The sequence below is a fragment of the Streptomyces sp. NPDC107471 genome (assembly GCF_055582845.1).
This window is the reverse complement of the sequence record NZ_JBVJPC010000002.1, coordinates 873,832-891,332: the sequence shown is the minus strand read 5'-3', so window position 1 is coordinate 891,332 and position 17,501 is coordinate 873,832. Positions and strand designations below refer to the sequence as shown.

General features: G+C 69.1%; 15 protein-coding genes. 14 read left to right on the top strand and 1 reads right to left on the bottom strand.

Going from position 1 to position 17,501, the window contains the following annotated elements; all coding sequences use genetic code 11:
* Positions 1 to 652: 652 nt before the first annotated feature.
* The 14 genes from ACZ66S_RS08970 to nuoN are packed head-to-tail and all read left to right on the top strand — an operon-like array spanning position 653 to position 16,691.
* Positions 653 to 1,012, top strand: a complete 360-nt coding sequence (locus ACZ66S_RS08970; RefSeq protein WP_007383963.1) for an NADH-quinone oxidoreductase subunit A — start codon at positions 653 to 655, stop codon at positions 1,010 to 1,012.
* 14 nt (positions 1,013 to 1,026) lie between these two features.
* Complete coding sequence (locus ACZ66S_RS08965; RefSeq protein ID WP_007383964.1) at positions 1,027 to 1,581, top strand: NuoB/complex I 20 kDa subunit family protein; 555 nt, start codon at positions 1,027 to 1,029, stop codon at positions 1,579 to 1,581.
* A complete protein-coding gene (locus tag ACZ66S_RS08960) occupies positions 1,578 to 2,321 on the top strand; it encodes an NADH-quinone oxidoreductase subunit C (protein ID WP_469900694.1) in 744 nt (247 codons plus the stop codon). The genes ACZ66S_RS08965 and ACZ66S_RS08960 overlap by 4 nt, the downstream gene beginning before the upstream one ends.
* Positions 2,318 to 3,640, top strand: a complete 1,323-nt coding sequence (locus ACZ66S_RS08955; protein ID WP_469900693.1) for an NADH-quinone oxidoreductase subunit D — start codon at positions 2,318 to 2,320, stop codon at positions 3,638 to 3,640. Before ACZ66S_RS08960 ends, ACZ66S_RS08955 begins: the two co-directional genes overlap by 4 nt.
* Positions 3,637 to 4,497 (top strand): NADH-quinone oxidoreductase subunit NuoE, encoded by an 861-nt coding sequence (gene nuoE, locus ACZ66S_RS08950; RefSeq protein ID WP_469900692.1) that lies wholly within the window; start codon positions 3,637 to 3,639, stop codon positions 4,495 to 4,497. The genes ACZ66S_RS08955 and nuoE overlap by 4 nt, the downstream gene beginning before the upstream one ends.
* Positions 4,497 to 5,843: an NADH-quinone oxidoreductase subunit NuoF gene (gene nuoF / locus ACZ66S_RS08945; RefSeq protein ID WP_469900691.1), complete on the top strand. Its 1,347-nt coding sequence runs from the start codon at positions 4,497 to 4,499 to the stop codon at positions 5,841 to 5,843. The genes nuoE and nuoF overlap by 1 nt, the downstream gene beginning before the upstream one ends.
* A complete protein-coding gene (locus ACZ66S_RS08940; protein WP_469900689.1) occupies positions 5,840 to 8,344 on the top strand; it encodes an NADH-quinone oxidoreductase subunit G in 2,505 nt (834 codons plus the stop codon). The genes nuoF and ACZ66S_RS08940 overlap by 4 nt, the downstream gene beginning before the upstream one ends.
* The gene (gene nuoH, locus ACZ66S_RS08935; protein WP_469900688.1) at positions 8,341 to 9,705 is read left to right on the top strand and encodes an NADH-quinone oxidoreductase subunit NuoH; all 1,365 of its coding nucleotides are present in this window, start codon (positions 8,341 to 8,343) and stop codon (positions 9,703 to 9,705) included. Before ACZ66S_RS08940 ends, nuoH begins: the two co-directional genes overlap by 4 nt.
* Positions 9,698 to 10,339: an NADH-quinone oxidoreductase subunit NuoI gene (gene nuoI / locus ACZ66S_RS08930; RefSeq protein WP_020120587.1), complete on the top strand. Its 642-nt coding sequence runs from the start codon at positions 9,698 to 9,700 to the stop codon at positions 10,337 to 10,339. Before nuoH ends, nuoI begins: the two co-directional genes overlap by 8 nt.
* Positions 10,336 to 11,193, top strand: coding sequence for an NADH-quinone oxidoreductase subunit J (locus tag ACZ66S_RS08925; protein WP_469900686.1), 858 nt, complete (start codon positions 10,336 to 10,338; stop codon positions 11,191 to 11,193). The genes nuoI and ACZ66S_RS08925 overlap by 4 nt, the downstream gene beginning before the upstream one ends.
* A complete protein-coding gene (gene nuoK, locus ACZ66S_RS08920) occupies positions 11,190 to 11,489 on the top strand; it encodes an NADH-quinone oxidoreductase subunit NuoK (RefSeq protein WP_003974374.1) in 300 nt (99 codons plus the stop codon). Before ACZ66S_RS08925 ends, nuoK begins: the two co-directional genes overlap by 4 nt.
* 14 nt (positions 11,490 to 11,503) lie before the next feature.
* Positions 11,504 to 13,468 (top strand): NADH-quinone oxidoreductase subunit L, encoded by a 1,965-nt coding sequence (gene nuoL, locus ACZ66S_RS08915; protein ID WP_469900685.1) that lies wholly within the window; start codon positions 11,504 to 11,506, stop codon positions 13,466 to 13,468.
* Between the two features lie 5 nt (positions 13,469 to 13,473).
* Complete coding sequence (locus ACZ66S_RS08910) at positions 13,474 to 15,045, top strand: NADH-quinone oxidoreductase subunit M (protein ID WP_469900683.1); 1,572 nt, start codon at positions 13,474 to 13,476, stop codon at positions 15,043 to 15,045.
* On the top strand, positions 15,042 to 16,691 hold the full coding sequence (gene nuoN, locus ACZ66S_RS08905) for an NADH-quinone oxidoreductase subunit NuoN (protein ID WP_469900682.1): 1,650 nt from the start codon (positions 15,042 to 15,044) through the stop codon (positions 16,689 to 16,691). The genes ACZ66S_RS08910 and nuoN overlap by 4 nt, the downstream gene beginning before the upstream one ends.
* A gap of 72 nt (positions 16,692 to 16,763) precedes the next feature.
* Here the strand turns inward: nuoN and ACZ66S_RS08900 are convergent, their stop codons facing one another.
* Positions 16,764 to 17,324, bottom strand: a complete 561-nt coding sequence (locus ACZ66S_RS08900) for a hypothetical protein (RefSeq protein WP_469900681.1) — start codon at positions 17,322 to 17,324, stop codon at positions 16,764 to 16,766.
* Positions 17,325 to 17,501 lie beyond the last annotated feature (177 nt).

The window sequence follows — 17,501 nt, the reverse complement described above, 5'->3', positions numbered from 1 at the left end:
CCGGTCGTGCCGCTCTTTATTGACGCCGTAACGGACATTGCGGACTCTCGTGATCATGGCCGTGATCATGGACTTTCGCTGTTACGTCCGAATTGCCCCGCAGCTACCACCGGTTGGCCCGGATGGCCAAGCCCCCTTCTTATGGATCTCTCATGCATGTGGCGGAGGTCACGCAACGGTTACAGGGGCGGCTGCGTCCGGAGCGGTTCGACGCTCGTGAACGTGTGCACGCGTCCACACCCGTCCTCGGACCTCCCTCTGATGTGTGAACGCGGTCCACTATCAAGCAGTCCGGTCCAGCGCCAATTTGCATGCAGAAGAAGCCTCTTGATATGGAGACGCCTCTCCCGACCTGCGCCGACTAGCGGAAATGTCACCTCTGGTGATCACTCGGACGCTTCTCGTGTGAAGATCACCGCTGATCCGACTTCATGATCCTTCGTCTGGTGGTGGAGATCACAAAGCTTGTGCAATACCCCGTGTCGCAGATCACAGACCGGCGGGCATAAGATGCGGGTCAGTTGGGCTTGTGACCTGCTTCACATGTTCGCGATCTTCGTCGGGACGGACGGAGGTTCAGGGGACGTATGAGTCGGGTGTGAGTCCGATGCCATCGCCAGCAGTCAGTGCCGACTGAGAGGAGCGAGGAGCGGTGAACGCTTATGCGCCCATCCTCGTACTGGGAGCCCTCGGGGCAGGCTTTGCGATCTTCTCCGTGGTCATGGCCACGCTGATCGGTCCGAAGCGGTACAACCGGGCCAAGCTCGAGGCCTACGAGTGCGGGATCGAGCCGACCCCCACGCCGGCCGGCGGCGGGCGCTTCCCCATCAAGTACTACCTGACGGCGATGCTCTTCATCGTCTTCGACATCGAGATCGTCTTCCTCTACCCCTGGGCCGTCACCTTCGACGCCCTGGGTGTTTTCGGGCTCGTGGAGATGCTGCTCTTCGTGCTCACCGTCTTCGTCGCGTACGCGTACGTATGGCGGCGCGGCGGCCTGGAATGGGACTGAGGGGCCTTTAACTCATGGGACTCGAAGAAAAACTGCCGAGCGGCTTCCTGCTGACCACCGTCGAGCAGGCCGCGGGCTGGGTGCGCAAGGCGTCCGTCTTCCCGGCCACCTTCGGCCTGGCCTGCTGTGCCATCGAGATGATGACCACGGGCGCCGGACGCTACGACCTGGCCCGCTTCGGCATGGAGGTCTTCCGCGGCTCACCCCGCCAGGCGGACCTCATGATCGTCGCCGGCCGGGTCAGCCAGAAGATGGCGCCGGTGCTCCGGCAGGTCTACGACCAGATGCCGAACCCCAAGTGGGTCATCTCCATGGGGGTCTGCGCCTCCTCGGGCGGCATGTTCAACAACTACGCGATCGTGCAGGGCGTCGACCACATCGTCCCGGTCGACATCTATCTGCCCGGCTGCCCGCCACGGCCGGAGATGCTGATGGACGCGATTCTCAAGCTCCACCAGAAGATCCAGTCCTCCAAGCTCGGCGTGAACGCCGAGGAGGCCGCCCGCGAGGCGGAGGAGGCGGCGCTCAAGGCCCTGCCCACGATCGAGATGAAGGGGCTGCTGCGGTGAGCGACGCGAACGGCACCAACGGAGCCAACCCGGAGAGGGATCTCAGCGGCTCCAACCTCCCCGGCCAGCGCGGCGAGGGCGGTGAGGAGATCCGCGTCCAGCGCGGCATGTTCGGCGCCGACAACGGCGGCGACACCACCGGTTACGGCGGGCTGGTCCGCTCGATCCGCCTCCCGGGACCGGCCGCCCGCCCCTACGGCGGCTGGTTCGACGAGGTCGCCGACGAGCTGGAGGGCGCCCTGGAGGAGCAGGGGCTGCTCCCGGACAACGCCATCGAGAAGACGGTCGTCGACCGCGACGAGATCACCTTCCACATCGAGCGCGAGCACCTGCTGCGCGTCGCCCGGACCCTGCGCGACGACCCGGCCCTGCGCTTCGAGCTCTGCACCGGCGTCAGCGGGGTCCACTACCTCCACGACAAGGGCCGCGAGCTGCACGCCGTCTACCACCTGCGCTCGATCACCCACAACCGGCTGATCCGCCTGGAGGTCAGCGCCCCGGACGCGGACCCGCACATCCCGTCCCTGGTCTCCGTGTACCCGACCAACGACTGGCACGAGCGCGAGACCTACGACTTCTTCGGGATCGTCTTCGACGGTCACCCGGCCCTGACGCGGATCATGATGCCGGACGACTGGCAGGGCCACCCGCAGCGCAAGGACTACCCCCTCGGCGGCATCCCCGTCGAGTACAAGGGCGCCCAGATCCCGGCTCCGGACCAGCGGAGGTCGTACTCATGAGCACTTCCCACGCCTCTCCCCGGGAGACCACCGAGGGGACCGTCTACACGGTCACCGGCGGCGACTGGGACGAGATCGTCCAGGCCGCGGCCCGTGCCGACGACGAGCGCATCGTCCTCAACATGGGCCCCCAGCACCCCTCCACCCACGGAGTGCTCCGTCTGATCCTGGAGATCGACGGCGAGACGGTCACCGAGGCCCGCTGCGGCATCGGCTACCTCCACACCGGCATCGAGAAGAACCTCGAGTTCCGCACGTGGACGCAGGGCACCACGTTCGTGACGCGCATGGACTACCTGACGTCCTTCTTCAACGAGACCGCCTACTGCCTCGCCGTCGAGAAGCTCCTCGGCATCGAGGACCAGATCCCCGACCGGGCCGAGATCATCCGGGTGCTCCTGATGGAGCTCAACCGGCTCTCCTCGCACCTGGTGTGCATCGCCACCGGCGGCATGGAACTCGGCGCCACCACGATCATGATCTACGGATTCCGCGATCGTGAAATGATTCTCGACATCTACGAGCTCATCACGGGCCTCAGGATGAACCACGCGTACATCCGCCCCGGCGGACTCGCGCAGGACCTGCCGCCCGGCGCGGTGGACCACATCCGCGAGTTCGTGAAGAAGATGAAGAAGAACCTCCCGGAGTACGACAAGCTCGCCACCGGGAACCCCATCTTCAAGGCCCGTATGCAGGACGTCGGCTACCTCGACCTGGCCGGCTGCATGGCCCTCGGCGCCACCGGCCCGATCCTGCGCTCCACCGGCCTGCCGCACGACCTGCGCAAGGCCCAGCCCTACTGCGGCTACGAGACCTACGAGTTCGACATCCCGACCGCCGACACCTGCGACTCCTACGGGCGCTTCCTGATCCGCCTGGAGGAGATGCGCCAGTCGCTTCGGATCGTCGAGCAGTGCCTGGACCGGCTCCAGCCCGGCCCGGTCATGGTCGCCGACAAGAAGATCGCCTGGCCCGCCCAGCTCGCGCTCGGCCCCGACGGGCTCGGCAACTCCCTCGACCACATCAAGAAGATCATGGGCACCTCCATGGAGGCCCTGATCCACCACTTCAAGCTGGTCACCGAGGGCTTCCGCGTCCCGCCCGGCCAGGCGTACGCGGCCGTCGAGTCGCCCAAGGGCGAACTCGGTGTGCACGCCGTGTCCGACGGCGGCACCCGCCCCTTCCGGGTCCACTTCCGCGACCCGTCCTTCACCAACCTTCAGGCCATGGCGGCGATGTGCGAGGGCGGCCAGGTCGCCGACGTCATCGTCGCTGTCGCGTCCATCGATCCCGTGATGGGAGGCGTCGACCGGTGACCACCAGTTCTTCCGAGCGGGGCGTCAGCCTGGGCATGCCCGAACTGCCCGCCCCCGCCTACCCGGACGACGTCCGAGCCCGACTGGAGGCGGACGCGCGCGAGATCATCGCCCGCTACCCGGACTCCCGCTCGGCGCTCCTGCCGTTGCTGCACCTCGTGCAGTCGGAGGAGGGGCACGTCACGCGCACCGGGATGCAGTTCTGCGCGGACGTGCTGGAGCTGACCACGGCCGAGGTCACCGCGGTGGCCACCTTCTACACCATGTACCGGCGCAGGCCCTCCGGTGACTACCAGGTCGGCGTCTGCACCAACACCCTCTGCGCGGTGATGGGCGGCGACGCGATCTTCTCCGAGCTCCAGGAGCACCTGGGCGTCGGCAACGGAGAGACCACCGAGGACGGCAAGGTCACCCTGGAGCACATCGAGTGCAACGCGGCCTGCGACTTCGCGCCGGTCGTGATGGTGAACTGGGAGTTCTTCGACAACCAGACCCCGGACACCGCCAAGCGGCTCGTCGACGACCTGCGCGCGGGCCGTCCGGTCGAGCCCACGCGCGGGGCGCCGATGTGCACCTTCAAGGAGACCGCGCGGATCCTCGCCGGCTTCCCCGACGAGCGGCCGGGGGCCGTCGAGGCGACCGGCGGCGCCGGACCCGCGTCACTGGTGGGCCTCCGCCTGGCCAGGGGAGAGACCGCACCCGCGCGCGTGGTCCACCCGCGTGAGGGAGCACCGCAGGACCGGGACGTCCACGAGCCGTCCCCGTCGGAGCACCTGAGCTCACACGACGCGCCACAGGACACGTCGGCCTCCGACCCGGCCCACCCGGCCGGGCCCGCCGCCGAGGAGGGGGAGTGATGACCTTGGCACCCGAACTGAAAGACACCAGCCCCGAGAAGCTGCTCGCACCCGTGCTGTCGGCCTTCTGGGACGAGGACAAGTCCTGGACGCTGGACGTCTACAAGAGGCACGACGGCTACGAGGGACTCCGCAAGGCGCTCGCGATGTCGCCGGACGACCTGATCGCGTACGTCAAGGACTCCGGTCTGCGCGGCCGCGGCGGCGCCGGCTTCCCCACCGGGATGAAATGGCAGTTCATCCCCCAGGGCGACGGAAAGCCGCACTATCTGGTTGTCAACGCCGACGAGTCGGAGCCGGGCACCTGCAAGGACATCCCGCTCCTCTTCGCGAACCCGCACAGCCTCATCGAGGGCATGATCATCGCGTGCTACGCCATCAGGTCGTCGCACGCCTTCATCTATCTCCGCGGTGAAGTCGTCCCCGTCCTGCGGCGGTTGCACTCGGCCGTGAGCGAGGCCTACGCGGCCGGCTACCTCGGACAGGACATCCTGGGCAGCGGCCTCGATCTCGACATCACCGTGCACGCCGGGGCCGGGGCGTACATCTGCGGTGAGGAGACCGCACTGCTCGACTCGCTCGAAGGCCGCCGTGGCCAACCGCGGCTGCGTCCCCCCTTCCCCGCGGTCGCGGGCCTCTACGCCTGCCCCACTGTGGTGAACAACGTGGAGTCGATCGCGTCGGTTCCCGCGATCCTGCAGAAGGGCAAGGACTGGTTCAGGTCGATGGGCAGCGAGAAGTCCCCGGGCTTCACGCTCTACTCGCTCAGCGGCCATGTCGCCAGTCCCGGCCAGTTCGAGGCCCCGCTCGGCATCACCCTCCGCCAGCTCCTAGAGATGAGCGGCGGCATGCGGCCCGGTCACCGGCTGAAGTTCTGGACGCCGGGCGGCTCCTCCACGCCGATGTTCACCGACGAGCACCTCGACGTCCCCCTCGACTACGAGGGCGTCGGCGCCGCCGGCTCGATGCTCGGCACCAAGGCGCTCCAGTGCTTCGACGAGACGACCTGCGTCGTCCGCGCCGTCACCCGCTGGACCGAGTTCTACGCCCACGAGTCCTGCGGCAAGTGCACCCCGTGCCGCGAGGGCACGTACTGGCTCGTGCAGTTGCTGCGCGACATCGAGGCCGGCAAGGGCGTCATGTCCGACCTCGACAAGCTCAACGACATCGCCGACAACATCAACGGCAAGTCGTTCTGCGCCCTCGGTGACGGCGCCGCCTCGCCGATCTTCTCCTCGCTCAAGTACTTCCGCGAGGAGTACGAGCAGCACATCACGGGCCGCGGCTGCCCCTTCGACCCGGCCAAGTCGACGGCCTGGGCCGACCGCACGGAGGTGAACGCATGACTGTGACCACCAACGCTCCCTCAGGCGGGGGAGAGGCGGCGGTCCCGCCGGAGGATCTCGTCTCGCTGACGATCGACGGCGCCGAGATCAGCGTGCCCAAGGGCACCCTGGTCATCCGGGCCGCCGAGCAGCTCGGCATCGAGATCCCCCGGTTCTGCGACCACCCCCTCCTCGACCCGGCCGGCGCCTGCCGCCAGTGCATCGTCGAGGTCGAGGGCCAGCGCAAGCCGATGGCCTCCTGCACCATCACCTGCACCGACGGAATGGTGGTGAAGACCCACCTCACCTCGCCGGTCGCCGAGAAGGCCCAGCACGGTGTGATGGAGCTCCTCCTCATCAACCACCCGCTGGACTGCCCGGTCTGCGACAAGGGCGGCGAGTGCCCCCTGCAGAACCAGGCCATGTCCCACGGGCAGGCCGAGTCCCGCTTCGAGGGCAAGAAGCGGACCTACGAGAAGCCCGTGCCGATCTCCACCCAGGTGCTGCTCGACCGCGAGCGCTGCGTGCTGTGCGCCCGCTGCACCCGCTTCTCCAACCAGGTCGCGGGCGACCCCATGATCGAGCTGATCGAGCGGGGCGCGCTCCAGCAGGTCGGCACCGGCGAGGGCGACCCCTTCGAGTCGTACTTCTCCGGCAACACCATCCAGATCTGCCCGGTCGGCGCGCTCACCTCGGCGGCGTACCGGTTCCGCTCCCGCCCCTTCGACCTGGTGTCCTCCCCGAGCGTGTGCGAGCACTGCTCCGGGGGCTGCGCCACCCGCACCGACCACCGGCGCGGCAAGGTCATGCGCAAGCTCGCGGCCGACGACCCCGAGGTCAACGAGGAGTGGATCTGCGACAAGGGGCGCTTCGCCTTCCGGTACGCGCAGCAGCGGGACCGGCTGGAGCACCCGCTGGTGCGCAACCCCGAGGGTGAGCTGGTGCCGGCGTCCTGGCCGGAGGCGCTCCAGATCGCGGCCCAGGGGCTGCTCGCCTCCCGCGGCCGGGCCGGCGTCCTCACCGGCGGCCGCCTCACCATCGAGGACGCCTACGCGTACAGCAAGTTCGCGCGCGTGGCGCTCGACACCAACGACATCGACTTCCGCGCGCGCGTGCACAGCAGCGAGGAGGCCGACTTCCTGGCCGCACGGATCGCCGGCCACGGCCGCGACCTCGACGGTACGGGCGTCACGTACACCGCGCTGGAGAAGGCGCCGGCGGTCCTGCTGGTCGGGTTCGAGGCCGAGGAGGAGGCGCCCGGCGTCTTCCTGAGGCTGCGCAAGGCCTGGCGCAAGCACGGCCAGAAGGTCTTCTCGCTCGCCACCTACGCCACCCGCGGTCTGGAGAAGGCGGGCGGCACGCTGCTGCCCGCCGCCCCCGGCACCGAGACCGAGTGGCTGGACGCGCTGGCCGGCGGGGTCGGCCTGGAGGACGACGGCAGCAGGGCCGCCGAGGCGCTGCGCACCGCGGGCGCGGTGATCGTCGTCGGCGAGCGGCTGGCCGCCGTGGCCGGGGGCCTGACCGCCGCCGCACGGGCCGCCTCCGCCACCGGCGCACAGCTCGTGTGGATCCCGCGGCGGGCCGGGGAGCGCGGTGCCGTCGAGGCGGGCGCGCTGCCCTCGCTGCTGCCGGGCGGGCGTCCGGCCACCGACCCGCGCGCGCGTGAGGAGGTCGCCTCCGTGTGGGGCGTGGCCGAACTCCCGCACCGCTACGGCCGGGACACCGGTCAGATCGTCGAGGCCGCGGTGTCCGGCGAGCTCCAGGCCCTGGTGGTCGCGGGCGTCGAGATCGCCGACCTGCCCGACCCGGCACGTGCGCGTGAGGCGCTGCGGGAGGTCGGGTTCGTGGTGTCGCTGGAACTGCGTCCCGGTGAGGTCACCGAGCACGCGGACGTCGTCCTGCCGGTGGCCGCGGTCGCCGAGAAGGCCGGCACCTTCCTCAACTGGGAGGGCCGGGTGCGCTTCTTCGAGGCCGCGCTCAAGCCCGACCAGATGACCCGCCGCCTCGCGCCCACCGACGCGCGGGTGCTCCAGATGCTGGCCGACGCCATGGACGTGCACCTGGGCCTGCCCGATCTGCGCACGGTGCGCGCGGAGATCGACCGGCTCGGCCCCTGGGACGGACCGCGCGGCACCGAACCCCTGGAGACCGGGGCCCAGTTGCCGCGGCCCGCCGCCGGAGAGGCCGTCCTGGCCGGACACCGGCTGCTGCTCGACCAGGGCCTCCTCCAGCAGGGCGACGAGGCGCTCGCCGGGACCCGGCACGCGGCACGCGCGCGTGTGTCGGCCGCGACGGCCGCCGAGGTGGGCGTCGCGGAAGGCGACCTCCTCGCCGTCACCGGCAAGACCGGAGTCGTCGAACTGCCGCTGCAGATCACCGAGATGCCCGACCGCGTGGTCTGGCTCCCGCTGAACTCCGCCGGCGGGGGTGTCGCCTCCGACACCGGGGCGCTGCCCGGCGCCCTCGTCCACATCGGCCCGGCGACGCTCGCAGCCGAAGCTCCCAAGGAGGTGGAGGCATGAGCCCGTACCTCGCCGCGGAAGACCTCTCGATGTTCGGCACCGATCCCTGGTGGCTCGTCGTCATCAAGGCCGTCTTCTGCTTCGCCTTCCTGATGGTGACCGTGCTGTTCTCCATCGTGTGGGAGCGCAAGGTCGTGGCCTGGATGCAGTTGCGCATCGGCCCCAACCGGCACGGCCCCTGGGGCATGCTCCAGTCGCTCGCCGACGGCATCAAGCTGATGCTGAAGGAAGACGTCATCGTCAAGCGCGCGGACAAGGTCGTCTACGTCCTCGCGCCGATCGTCGCGGCCATCCCGGCCTTCATGGCGATCGCGGTGATCCCCTTCGGCCCGTCCGGCAACGAGATCTCGATCTTCGGCCACCGCACCGCGATGCAGCTCACCGACCTGCCGATCGCGATGCTCTACATCCTCGCGGTCGCCTCGGTCGGCATCTACGGCATCGTCCTCGCGGGCTGGAGTTCCGGGTCGACCTATCCGCTCCTGGGCGGTCTGCGCTCCTGCGCCCAGATGATCTCGTACGAGATCGCCATGGGCGCCGCCTTCGCCTCGGTGTTCCTCTACTCCGGGTCGATGTCGACCTCGGCGATCGTCGAGGCGCAGCAGGACCGCTGGTACATCGTCCTGCTGCCGGTCTCCTTCATCATCTACGTCATCACGATGGTCGGCGAGACCAACCGCGCCCCCTTCGACATGCCGGAGTCCGAGGGCGACCTGGTCGGCGGCTTCAACACCGAGTACTCCTCGATCAAGTTCGCGATGTTCATGCTCGCCGAGTACGTGAACATGGTGACGGTCTCGGCCGTGACGACCACGCTCTTCCTCGGCGGCTGGCGGGCTCCCTGGCCCGTCAGCACCTTCTGGGAGGGCGCCAACCACGGCTGGTGGCCGCTGCTCTGGTTCGTGATCAAGGTGCAGCTCCTGCTGTTCTTCTTCATCTGGCTGCGCGGCACGCTCCCGCGGGTGCGCTACGACCAGTTGATGAAGCTCGGCTGGAAGGTCCTCATCCCGGTCTCCGTGGTGTGGCTGATGCTCGTCGCGACCGTGCGGACCCTGCGCAACGAGAACTACGACTTCGCCGACATCGCCCTGTACGTCGGCGGCGGAGTCCTGGTCCTGCTGCTGCTCTCCTTCGTCGCGGACATGTTCCGCGAGAAGTCGAAGGCCGCGGCGGAGCCCGCCGAGGAGCCGGTCGCCTTCGACCCGACGGCGGGCGGGTTCCCCGTCCCGCCGCTGCCCGGACAGGAGTTGCCGCCGGTGCCGAGGCGCCGCTCGCGCCAGGAGCGGGAGCTGATTGTCAGTGGCGGGCCCGATACTCAGAGTGACGGATCTCTGGATGGAAAGGAGGCGTCCGATGGCTGAGGAGCCCAAGGAGACCAAGCCCGGTTTCATGAACCCCGTCGCCGGCTTCGGCGTGACCTTCAAGGCCATGTTCAAGAAGCGGCTGACCGAGCAGTACCCGGAGCAGCAGAAGACCACCGCTCCGCGGTTCCACGGACGGCACCAGCTCAACCGCCATCCGGACGGCCTGGAGAAGTGCGTCGGCTGCGAGCTGTGCGCCTGGGCCTGCCCCGCCGACGCCATCTATGTGGAGGGCGCCGACAACACCGACGAGGAGCGCTACTCCCCGGGCGAGCGGTACGGCCGCGTCTACCAGATCAACTACGCCCGCTGCATCCTGTGCGGCCTGTGCATCGAGGCGTGCCCCACGCGCGCGCTGACGATGACCAACGAGTTCGAGCTGGCCGACTCCAGCCGCGCCAACCTCATCTTCACCAAGGAGCAACTGCTCGCCGGTCTCGAGGAGGGCATGGTCGACTCGCCCCACGCCATCTACCCCGGCACCGACGAACAGGACTACTACCGGGGTTTGGTGACCGAGGCCGCGCCCGGCACCGTGCCCCAGGTCGCGGTCTCCAAGGGCGAGGTGGTCCAGGAGGCCGACTCCACCTTCGGTGCGGACGAACCGGCGTCGGAGAAGGTGATCGGGCGATGACCGCACCTCTCCAGCTCGCCGCCACGGCCACCCTGGCCGCCGACACCTCCACCGGCGAGGCCTTCCAGTTCTGGGTCCTCGGCACCGTCGCCGTGATCGGCGCCCTGTGCACCGTCTTCATGAAGAAGGCCGTGCACAGCGCGCTCTGCCTGGCCGGCACCATGATCATCCTGGCGGTGTTCTACCTCGCCAACGGCGCCTACTTCCTCGGCGTCGTCCAGATCGTCGTCTACACCGGCGCGATCATGATGCTGTTCCTGTTCGTGGTGATGCTCGTCGGCGTGACCGCCGCGGACTCCCTCAAGGAGACCATCAGGGGCCAGCGCTGGCTGGCCCTGCTGTGCGGACTCGGCTTCGGCGTCCTGCTGTTCGCCGGCATCGGCAACGCCTCCCTCCACCAGTTCAACGGCCTCGCGCAGGCCAACGCCGGCGGCAATGTGGAGGGCCTCGCGACCCTCATCTTCACCAAGTACGTCTTCGCCTTCGAGATCACCGGCGCGCTGCTGATCACGGCCGCCGTCGGCGCCATGGTGCTCACCCACCGCGAGCGCACCGAACGCGCCCTGACGCAGCGCGAGATGGCCGAGAAGCGCGTCCGCGACGGCAAGCACGTCCCGCCGCTGCCCGCCCCCGGCGTCTACGCCCGGCACAACGCGGTGGACATCGCGGGCCTGCTGCCCGACGGCACCCCGTCGGAGCTCACGGTCAGCAAGACCCTGCGCGAGCGCGGCCAGATCCGTGACGTCTCCGCCGAGGCGCTCAACGACCTCAAGGCGCTGGAACAGCGCGCCGAGGAGCGCCTGGAGCGGACCGAGATCGAACCGGCCACCTTCAAGAGGGAGGCGTCGAAGTGAATCCCGTCAACTACCTCTACCTCGCCGCCCTGTTGTTCACGATCGGCGCCACCGGCGTACTGATCAGGCGCAACGCCATCGTCGTGTTCATGTGCATCGAGCTCATGCTCAACGCCTGCAACCTCGCGTTCGTCGCCTTCTCCCGGATGCACGGCAACCTCGACGGCCAGATCATCGCCTTCTTCACGATGGTCGTCGCCGCCGCGGAGGTCGTGGTCGGGCTCGCGATCATCGTGTCGCTGTTCCGTTCCCGCCACTCGGCCTCGGTCGACGACGCCAGCCTGATGAAGCTGTAAGGGGTCGCTGAATCGTGGAAAGCCTCATCGCGCTGCTCATCGCGGCGCCCCTGCTCGGAGCGGCGGTCCTGCTGACCGGCGGCCGGCGGCTGGACGCCGTCGGCCACTGGATCGGCACCCTGCTCGCCGGCGCCTCCTTCGTCTTCGGCGCCATCCTCTTCGCCGACCTGCTCGGCAAGGACGCGGAGCACCGCACGCTCACCCAGCACCTGTTCAGTTGGGTGCCGGTCGAGGGCTTCCAGGCGGACGTCGCCTTCCGCCTCGACCAGTTGTCGATGACGTTCGTGCTGCTGATCACCGGCGTCGGCTCGCTGATCCACCTGTACTCGATCGGGTACATGGAGCACGACGAGCGGCGCCGCCGCTTCTTCGGCTATCTGAACCTGTTCCTCGCGGCGATGCTCCTGCTCGTCCTCGCTGACAACTACCTGTTGCTGTACGTCGGCTGGGAGGGCGTCGGTCTCGCCTCCTACCTGCTGATCGGCTTCTGGCAGCACAAGCCCAGCGCGGCCACCGCGGCGAAGAAGGCCTTCCTGGTCAACCGCGTCGGCGACATGGGCCTGTCGATCGCGATCATGCTGATGTTCACGACCTTCGGCACCTTCGCGTTCGGCCCGGTGCTCGGCAGCCACGAGGAGCCCGGACTCGTCACCGGCGCCTCCGAGGCCACGCTCACCGGCATCGCCCTGATGCTGCTGCTCGCGGCCTGCGGCAAGTCCGCCCAGGTGCCGCTGCAGTCCTGGCTCGGGGACGCGATGGAGGGCCCGACCCCGGTCTCGGCCCTCATCCACGCGGCCACGATGGTGACCGCGGGCGTCTACCTGATCGTCCGCTCCGCCAACATCTTCAACCTCGCGCCGGACGCCCAACTGGTCGTCACCGTCGTCGGCGCGGTCACGCTGCTGTTCGGTGCGATCGTCGGTTGCGCGAAGGACGACATCAAGAAGGCCCTGGCCGGCTCGACCATGTCGCAGATCGGCTACATGGTCCTCGCCGCGGGCCTCGGCCCCATCGGCTACGTCTTCGCGATCATGCACCTGGTAACGCACGGCTTTTTCAAGGCCGGGCTCTTCCTCGGCGCCGGTTCGGTCATGCACGGCATGAACGACGAGGTCGACATGAGGAAGTACGGCGGCCTCAGGAAGTACATGCCGGTCACCTTCGTGACGTTCGGCCTCGGCTACCTCGCCATCATCGGCTTCCCTGGCCTGTCCGGCTTCTTCTCCAAGGACAAGATCATCGAGGCGGCCTTCGCCAAGGGCGGCACCGAGGGCTGGATCCTCGGCGCCTGCGCCCTGCTGGGCGCGGCCATCACCGCCTTCTACATGACGCGCGTGATGCTGATGACGTTCTTCGGGGAGGAGCGCTGGAAGAACCAGCCCACCCGCTCCCCGGAGGCCCCGAGCGCCGAGCCCGCCGCCGAGCACCACGGCGAGCACGCCGAACCCCACCCGCACGAGTCGCCCAGGTCCATGACGATCCCCATGATCGTGCTGGCCTTCGGATCGGTCTTCGCGGGCGGTTTCTTCAGCATCGGCGACCGGTTCCTGCACTGGCTGGAGCCCATCACCGGGCACAGCCACGGAGACGCGCCGATCAGCGCGGCCACGGTCACGGCGGCCACCGTGACCGTGATGGTGATCGGCGTCGCCATCGCCTGGCTCCAGTACGGCAGGCGTCCGGTCCCGGTCGTCGCCCCGCGCGGGTCGCTGCTCACCCGGGCCGCCCGGCGCGACCTGCTCCAGGACGACTTCAACCACGTCGTCCTGGTCCGCGGCGGGGAGCACCTCACGCGGTCCCTGGTCTACGTCGACCACACCCTGGTCGACGGAGTGGTCAACGGCACGGCGGCCTCGGTCGGCGGCCTCTCCGGGCGGATGCGCAAGCTGCAGAACGGCTTCGCGCGGTCGTACGCGGTCTCGATGTTCGGCGGCGCGGCGATCCTCGTCGCCGCGACCCTGCTGATGAGGGCGGTCTGATACCGATGTCCTTTCCTCTGCTGACAGCGACGGCGGTGCTCCCGGCGATCGGGGCCATCGCCACGGCCGCCGTGCCGGCCGCGCGGCGCACCGCCGCCAAGTGGCTGGCACTGCTCGTCTCGCTCGCCACGCTCGCCCTCGCGATCGCCGTCCTGGTCCGCTTCGACCCGGACGGCGACCGCTACCAGCTCACCGAGTCGCACGCCTGGATCGCCGACTTCGGGGTCCGCTACGAACTGGGCGTGGACGGCATCGGGGTGGCGCTGCTCGCGCTGACCGCGCTGCTGATCCCGTTCATCATCCTGGCGGGCTGGCACGACGCCGACCCGCTGGAGACCGGAAGCAGGCGGTGGCGGCCGACGCAGGGCTTCTTCGCCCTGATCCTGGCCGTCGAGGCGATGGTGATCATCTCCTTCGAGGCCACCGACGTCTTCCTCTTCTACATCTTCTTCGAAGCCATGCTCATCCCGATGTACTTCCTCATCGGCGGCTTCGGGGACCGGGCCCACGCCGGCTCCGACGAGAACGCGGCGGCCCAACGCTCGTACGCCGCCGTGAAGTTCCTCCTCTACAACCTGGTCGGCGGCCTGATCATGCTGGCCGCGGTCATCGGCCTCTATGTCGTCGCCGGGAACTTCAGCCTCCAGGAGATCGCCGAAGCGCGGGCCAACGGCACGCTCGACATGGCGACCAACACCGAACGCTGGCTGTTCCTCGGGTTCTTCTTCGCCTTCGCGGTGAAGGCGCCCCTGTGGCCGCTGCACACCTGGCTGCCCAACGCGATGGGGGAGGCCACCGCCCCGGTCGCCGTCCTCATCACGGCGGTCGTCGACAAGGTGGGCACCTTCGCGATGCTCCGCTTCTGCCTCCAGCTCTTCCCGGAGGCCAGCAAGTGGGCGACGCCCGCGATCCTCGTCCTGGCGGTGATCAGCATCATCTACGGGGCACTGCTCGCGGTCGGCCAGCGGGACATCAAGCGGCTGGTGGCGTACGCGTCGATCTCGCACTTCGGCTTCATCATCATGGGCATCTTCGCGATGACCAGCCAGGGCCAGTCCGGCGCGACGCTCTACATGGTCAACCACGGGATCTCGACGGCCGCGCTGATGCTGGTGGCCGGCTTCCTGATCTCGCGGCGCGGCTCGCGGCTCATCGCCGACTACGGCGGGGTCCAGAAGGTCGCCCCGGTGCTCGCCGGCACCTTCCTGATCGGCGGCCTCGCGACCCTGTCGCTGCCGGGGCTCGCGCCCTTCGTCAGTGAGTTCCTGGTCCTGGTCGGCACGTTCGCGCGCTACCCGGTGATCGGCATCATCGCCACCTTCGGCATCGTGCTCGCCGCGCTCTACACCCTGGTCCTCTACCAGCGGACGATGACGGGCCCGGTGAAGCCGGAGGTCTCGGCCATGCCCGACCTGCGGATGCGTGAGCTCGTGGTCGTCGCCCCGCTGGTCGTTCTGCTGATCTTCCTGGGCGTCTACCCGAAGCCGGTCACCGACATCGTCAACCCGGCGGTGAAGTCGACCATGTCCGACGTACACAAGAAGGACCCCAAGCCCGAGGTGGAGGCGGCCAAGTGAGCGCAGTAGCCGTCCACAGCCTGTGGACAAACGCGGCCGACCCGATCTCGAAGATCGACGCGCCGAAGATCGAATACGGGCAGTTGTCGCCGACCCTGATCGTCGTGGGCGCGGCGATCATCGGAGTCCTCATCGAGGCCTTCGTCCCGCGCAAGTCCCGTTACTACGCCCAGCTCTTCGTCTCCGTCGTGGCCCTGTGCGCCGCCTTCGCGGCGGTCGTCGCCCTGGCCGCCGACGGGTACGCCACCACCAAGGCGGGCATCGCGGCCATGGGCGCGATCGCCGTCGACGGCCCGGCCCTGTTCCTCCAGGGCACGATCCTGCTGGCGGCCCTGGTGGGCCTGTTCACCTTCGCCGAGCGGCGGCTCGACCCCGAGGCACACGGCAGCCGCGTCGACTCGTTCGCCGCGCAGGCCGCCTCGGTGCCGGGCAGCGACAGCGAGAAGGCGGCCGTGAAGGCCGGGTTCACCACCACCGAGGTGTTCCCGCTGCTGCTGTTCGCCGTCGCCGGCATGCTGATCTTCCCGGCCGCCAACGACCTGCTGACGCTGTTCGTGGCCCTGGAGGTCTTCTCGCTGCCGCTGTACCTGCTGTGCGCGCTGGCCCGCCGCAAGCGGCTCATGTCGCAGGAGGCCGCGGTCAAGTACTTCCTGCTCGGCGCGTTCGCCTCGGCGTTCACCCTGTTCGGCATCGCGCTGCTCTACGGCTACGCGGGCTCGGTGTCGTACGGCACCATCGCGCAGGTCGTCGACGGCACCATCGGCACCGTGGACCCGGCACTGGCCGACACCATGGGCAACGACGCGCTGCTGCTGATCGGCGCAGCGATGATCGTCATGGGCCTGCTGTTCAAGGTGGGCGCGGTGCCGTTCCACATGTGGACGCCGGACGTCTACCAGGGCGCGCCGACCCCGGTCACCGGCTTCATGGCGGCGGCGACCAAGGTGGCCGCCTTCGGCGCGCTGCTGAGGATCCTCTACGTCGTCCTGCCGGGTCTGCGCTGGGACTGGCGGCCGGTCATGTGGGCCGTCGCGATCGTCACCATGCTGGGCGGCGCCATCGTCGCGATCACGCAGACCGACATCAAGCGGCTGCTGGCGTACTCGTCGATCGCGCACGCCGGGTTCATCCTCGCCGGTGTCATCGCGACCACGCCGGACGGGGTGTCGTCGGTCCTCTTCTACCTGGCCGCGTACTCGTTCGTGACGATCGGCGCGTTCGCCGTGGTCACGCTGGTCCGGGACGCCGGCGGCGAGGCCACGCACCTGTCCAAGTGGGCGGGGCTGGGCCGTCGTTCACCGTTGGTGGCGGCCGTGTTCGCGGTGTTCCTGCTGGCCTTCGCCGGTATTCCGCTGACCTCCGGCTTCGCCGGGAAGTTCGCCGTGTTCAAGGCGGCGGCGGAGGGCGGCGCGGCGCCGCTCGTCGTGGTCGGTGTGATCTCGTCGGCCATCGCCGCGTTCTTCTACATCCGCGTGATCGTGCTGATGTTCTTCAGCGAGCCGCGGCCGGAGGGTCCGACGGTCGCCGTGCCGTCGCCGCTGACGATGACGGCGATCGGGGTCGGCGTGGCGGTCACGCTGGTCCTCGGTGTCGCGCCGCAGTACTTCCTGGACCTGGCGAACCAGGCCGGAGTCTTCGTGCGCTGACCCGACGCCCCGACCCGGTTCATGCCGCGGGCCCCGGTTCCCTTCGAGGGAGCCGGGGCCCGCGGCATGCGCTCACACGTCCAGGTCCAGATCCGGGGTCAGGTCCAGATCCAGGTCCGGGATCGAGTCCGCGTCCGAGTCCGAGTCCGTCGAGCACGTCACGGCGGCGTGCGTGGCGCTGAAGAGACCGCCGGGGTTCGTCTTGTAGATCCAGGCGCGCAGGGTGTAGCTGGAGCCCACCTCCGGCAGCTCGACCGGCTGCTGGAAGGTCTGGCCGAACATCGCCGGAGCGGCGGCACCCGACTCGGCCTTCACGACCCACTCCACGCCGATGAGCCGGCGCCCGTACGGGCCGTCCTCGTAGAGGAGGGCCGCGGGCTTTTCCGCGTCGGTCTGACCGACGTTCGCCTGGTTCACGTACCGGTAGCCCGTGCCGGGCGCGCAGGCCGTGGGGGCGAAGCCGTCGGCGACGGCGTACGGCTCGTAGGCGTAGGCCGCGGTGGCCCCGTACGTATGTGACAGTTCCGTCCAGACGGACGGGTCCAGGTCGGCTGCCTGCGCGGGCGCGGCGGTCAGTGAGAAGGCCGCTGCCGCCGCGACGGTGAGCACTGCCTTCAGGGGCCGAGAGGCCATGGTCGTTCTCCTTGAGGCGCTTGAGGCGGGAGGGGCGCGCGGGTGAGGCGCCGTCCGTCGGAGGAGCGGGCCTCCCCAGCCCGCCCCAGCAGCATGTCCCCGCATCGAACGAGTGCGCCATGTGACATCCGCCGATCGGATGAGCACGCAACGTCACCGGCCCGGCCTGTGGATAAC

Coding starts and splice junctions, on each gene's coding strand:
- ACZ66S_RS08965 (WP_007383964.1), top strand. CDS start 1,027: ATGGGACTCGAAGAAAAACTGCCGAGCGGCTTCCTGCTGACCACCGTC.
- ACZ66S_RS08955 (WP_469900693.1), top strand. CDS start 2,318: ATGAGCACTTCCCACGCCTCTCCCCGGGAGACCACCGAGGGGACCGTC.
- nuoF (WP_469900691.1), top strand. CDS start 4,497: ATGACCTTGGCACCCGAACTGAAAGACACCAGCCCCGAGAAGCTGCTC.
- ACZ66S_RS08940 (WP_469900689.1), top strand. CDS start 5,840: ATGACTGTGACCACCAACGCTCCCTCAGGCGGGGGAGAGGCGGCGGTC.
- nuoH (WP_469900688.1), top strand. CDS start 8,341: ATGAGCCCGTACCTCGCCGCGGAAGACCTCTCGATGTTCGGCACCGAT.
- nuoI (WP_020120587.1), top strand. CDS start 9,698: ATGGCTGAGGAGCCCAAGGAGACCAAGCCCGGTTTCATGAACCCCGTC.
- ACZ66S_RS08925 (WP_469900686.1), top strand. CDS start 10,336: ATGACCGCACCTCTCCAGCTCGCCGCCACGGCCACCCTGGCCGCCGAC.
- ACZ66S_RS08910 (WP_469900683.1), top strand. CDS start 13,474: ATGTCCTTTCCTCTGCTGACAGCGACGGCGGTGCTCCCGGCGATCGGG.
- ACZ66S_RS08900 (WP_469900681.1), bottom strand. CDS start 17,324: ATGGCCTCTCGGCCCCTGAAGGCAGTGCTCACCGTCGCGGCGGCAGCG.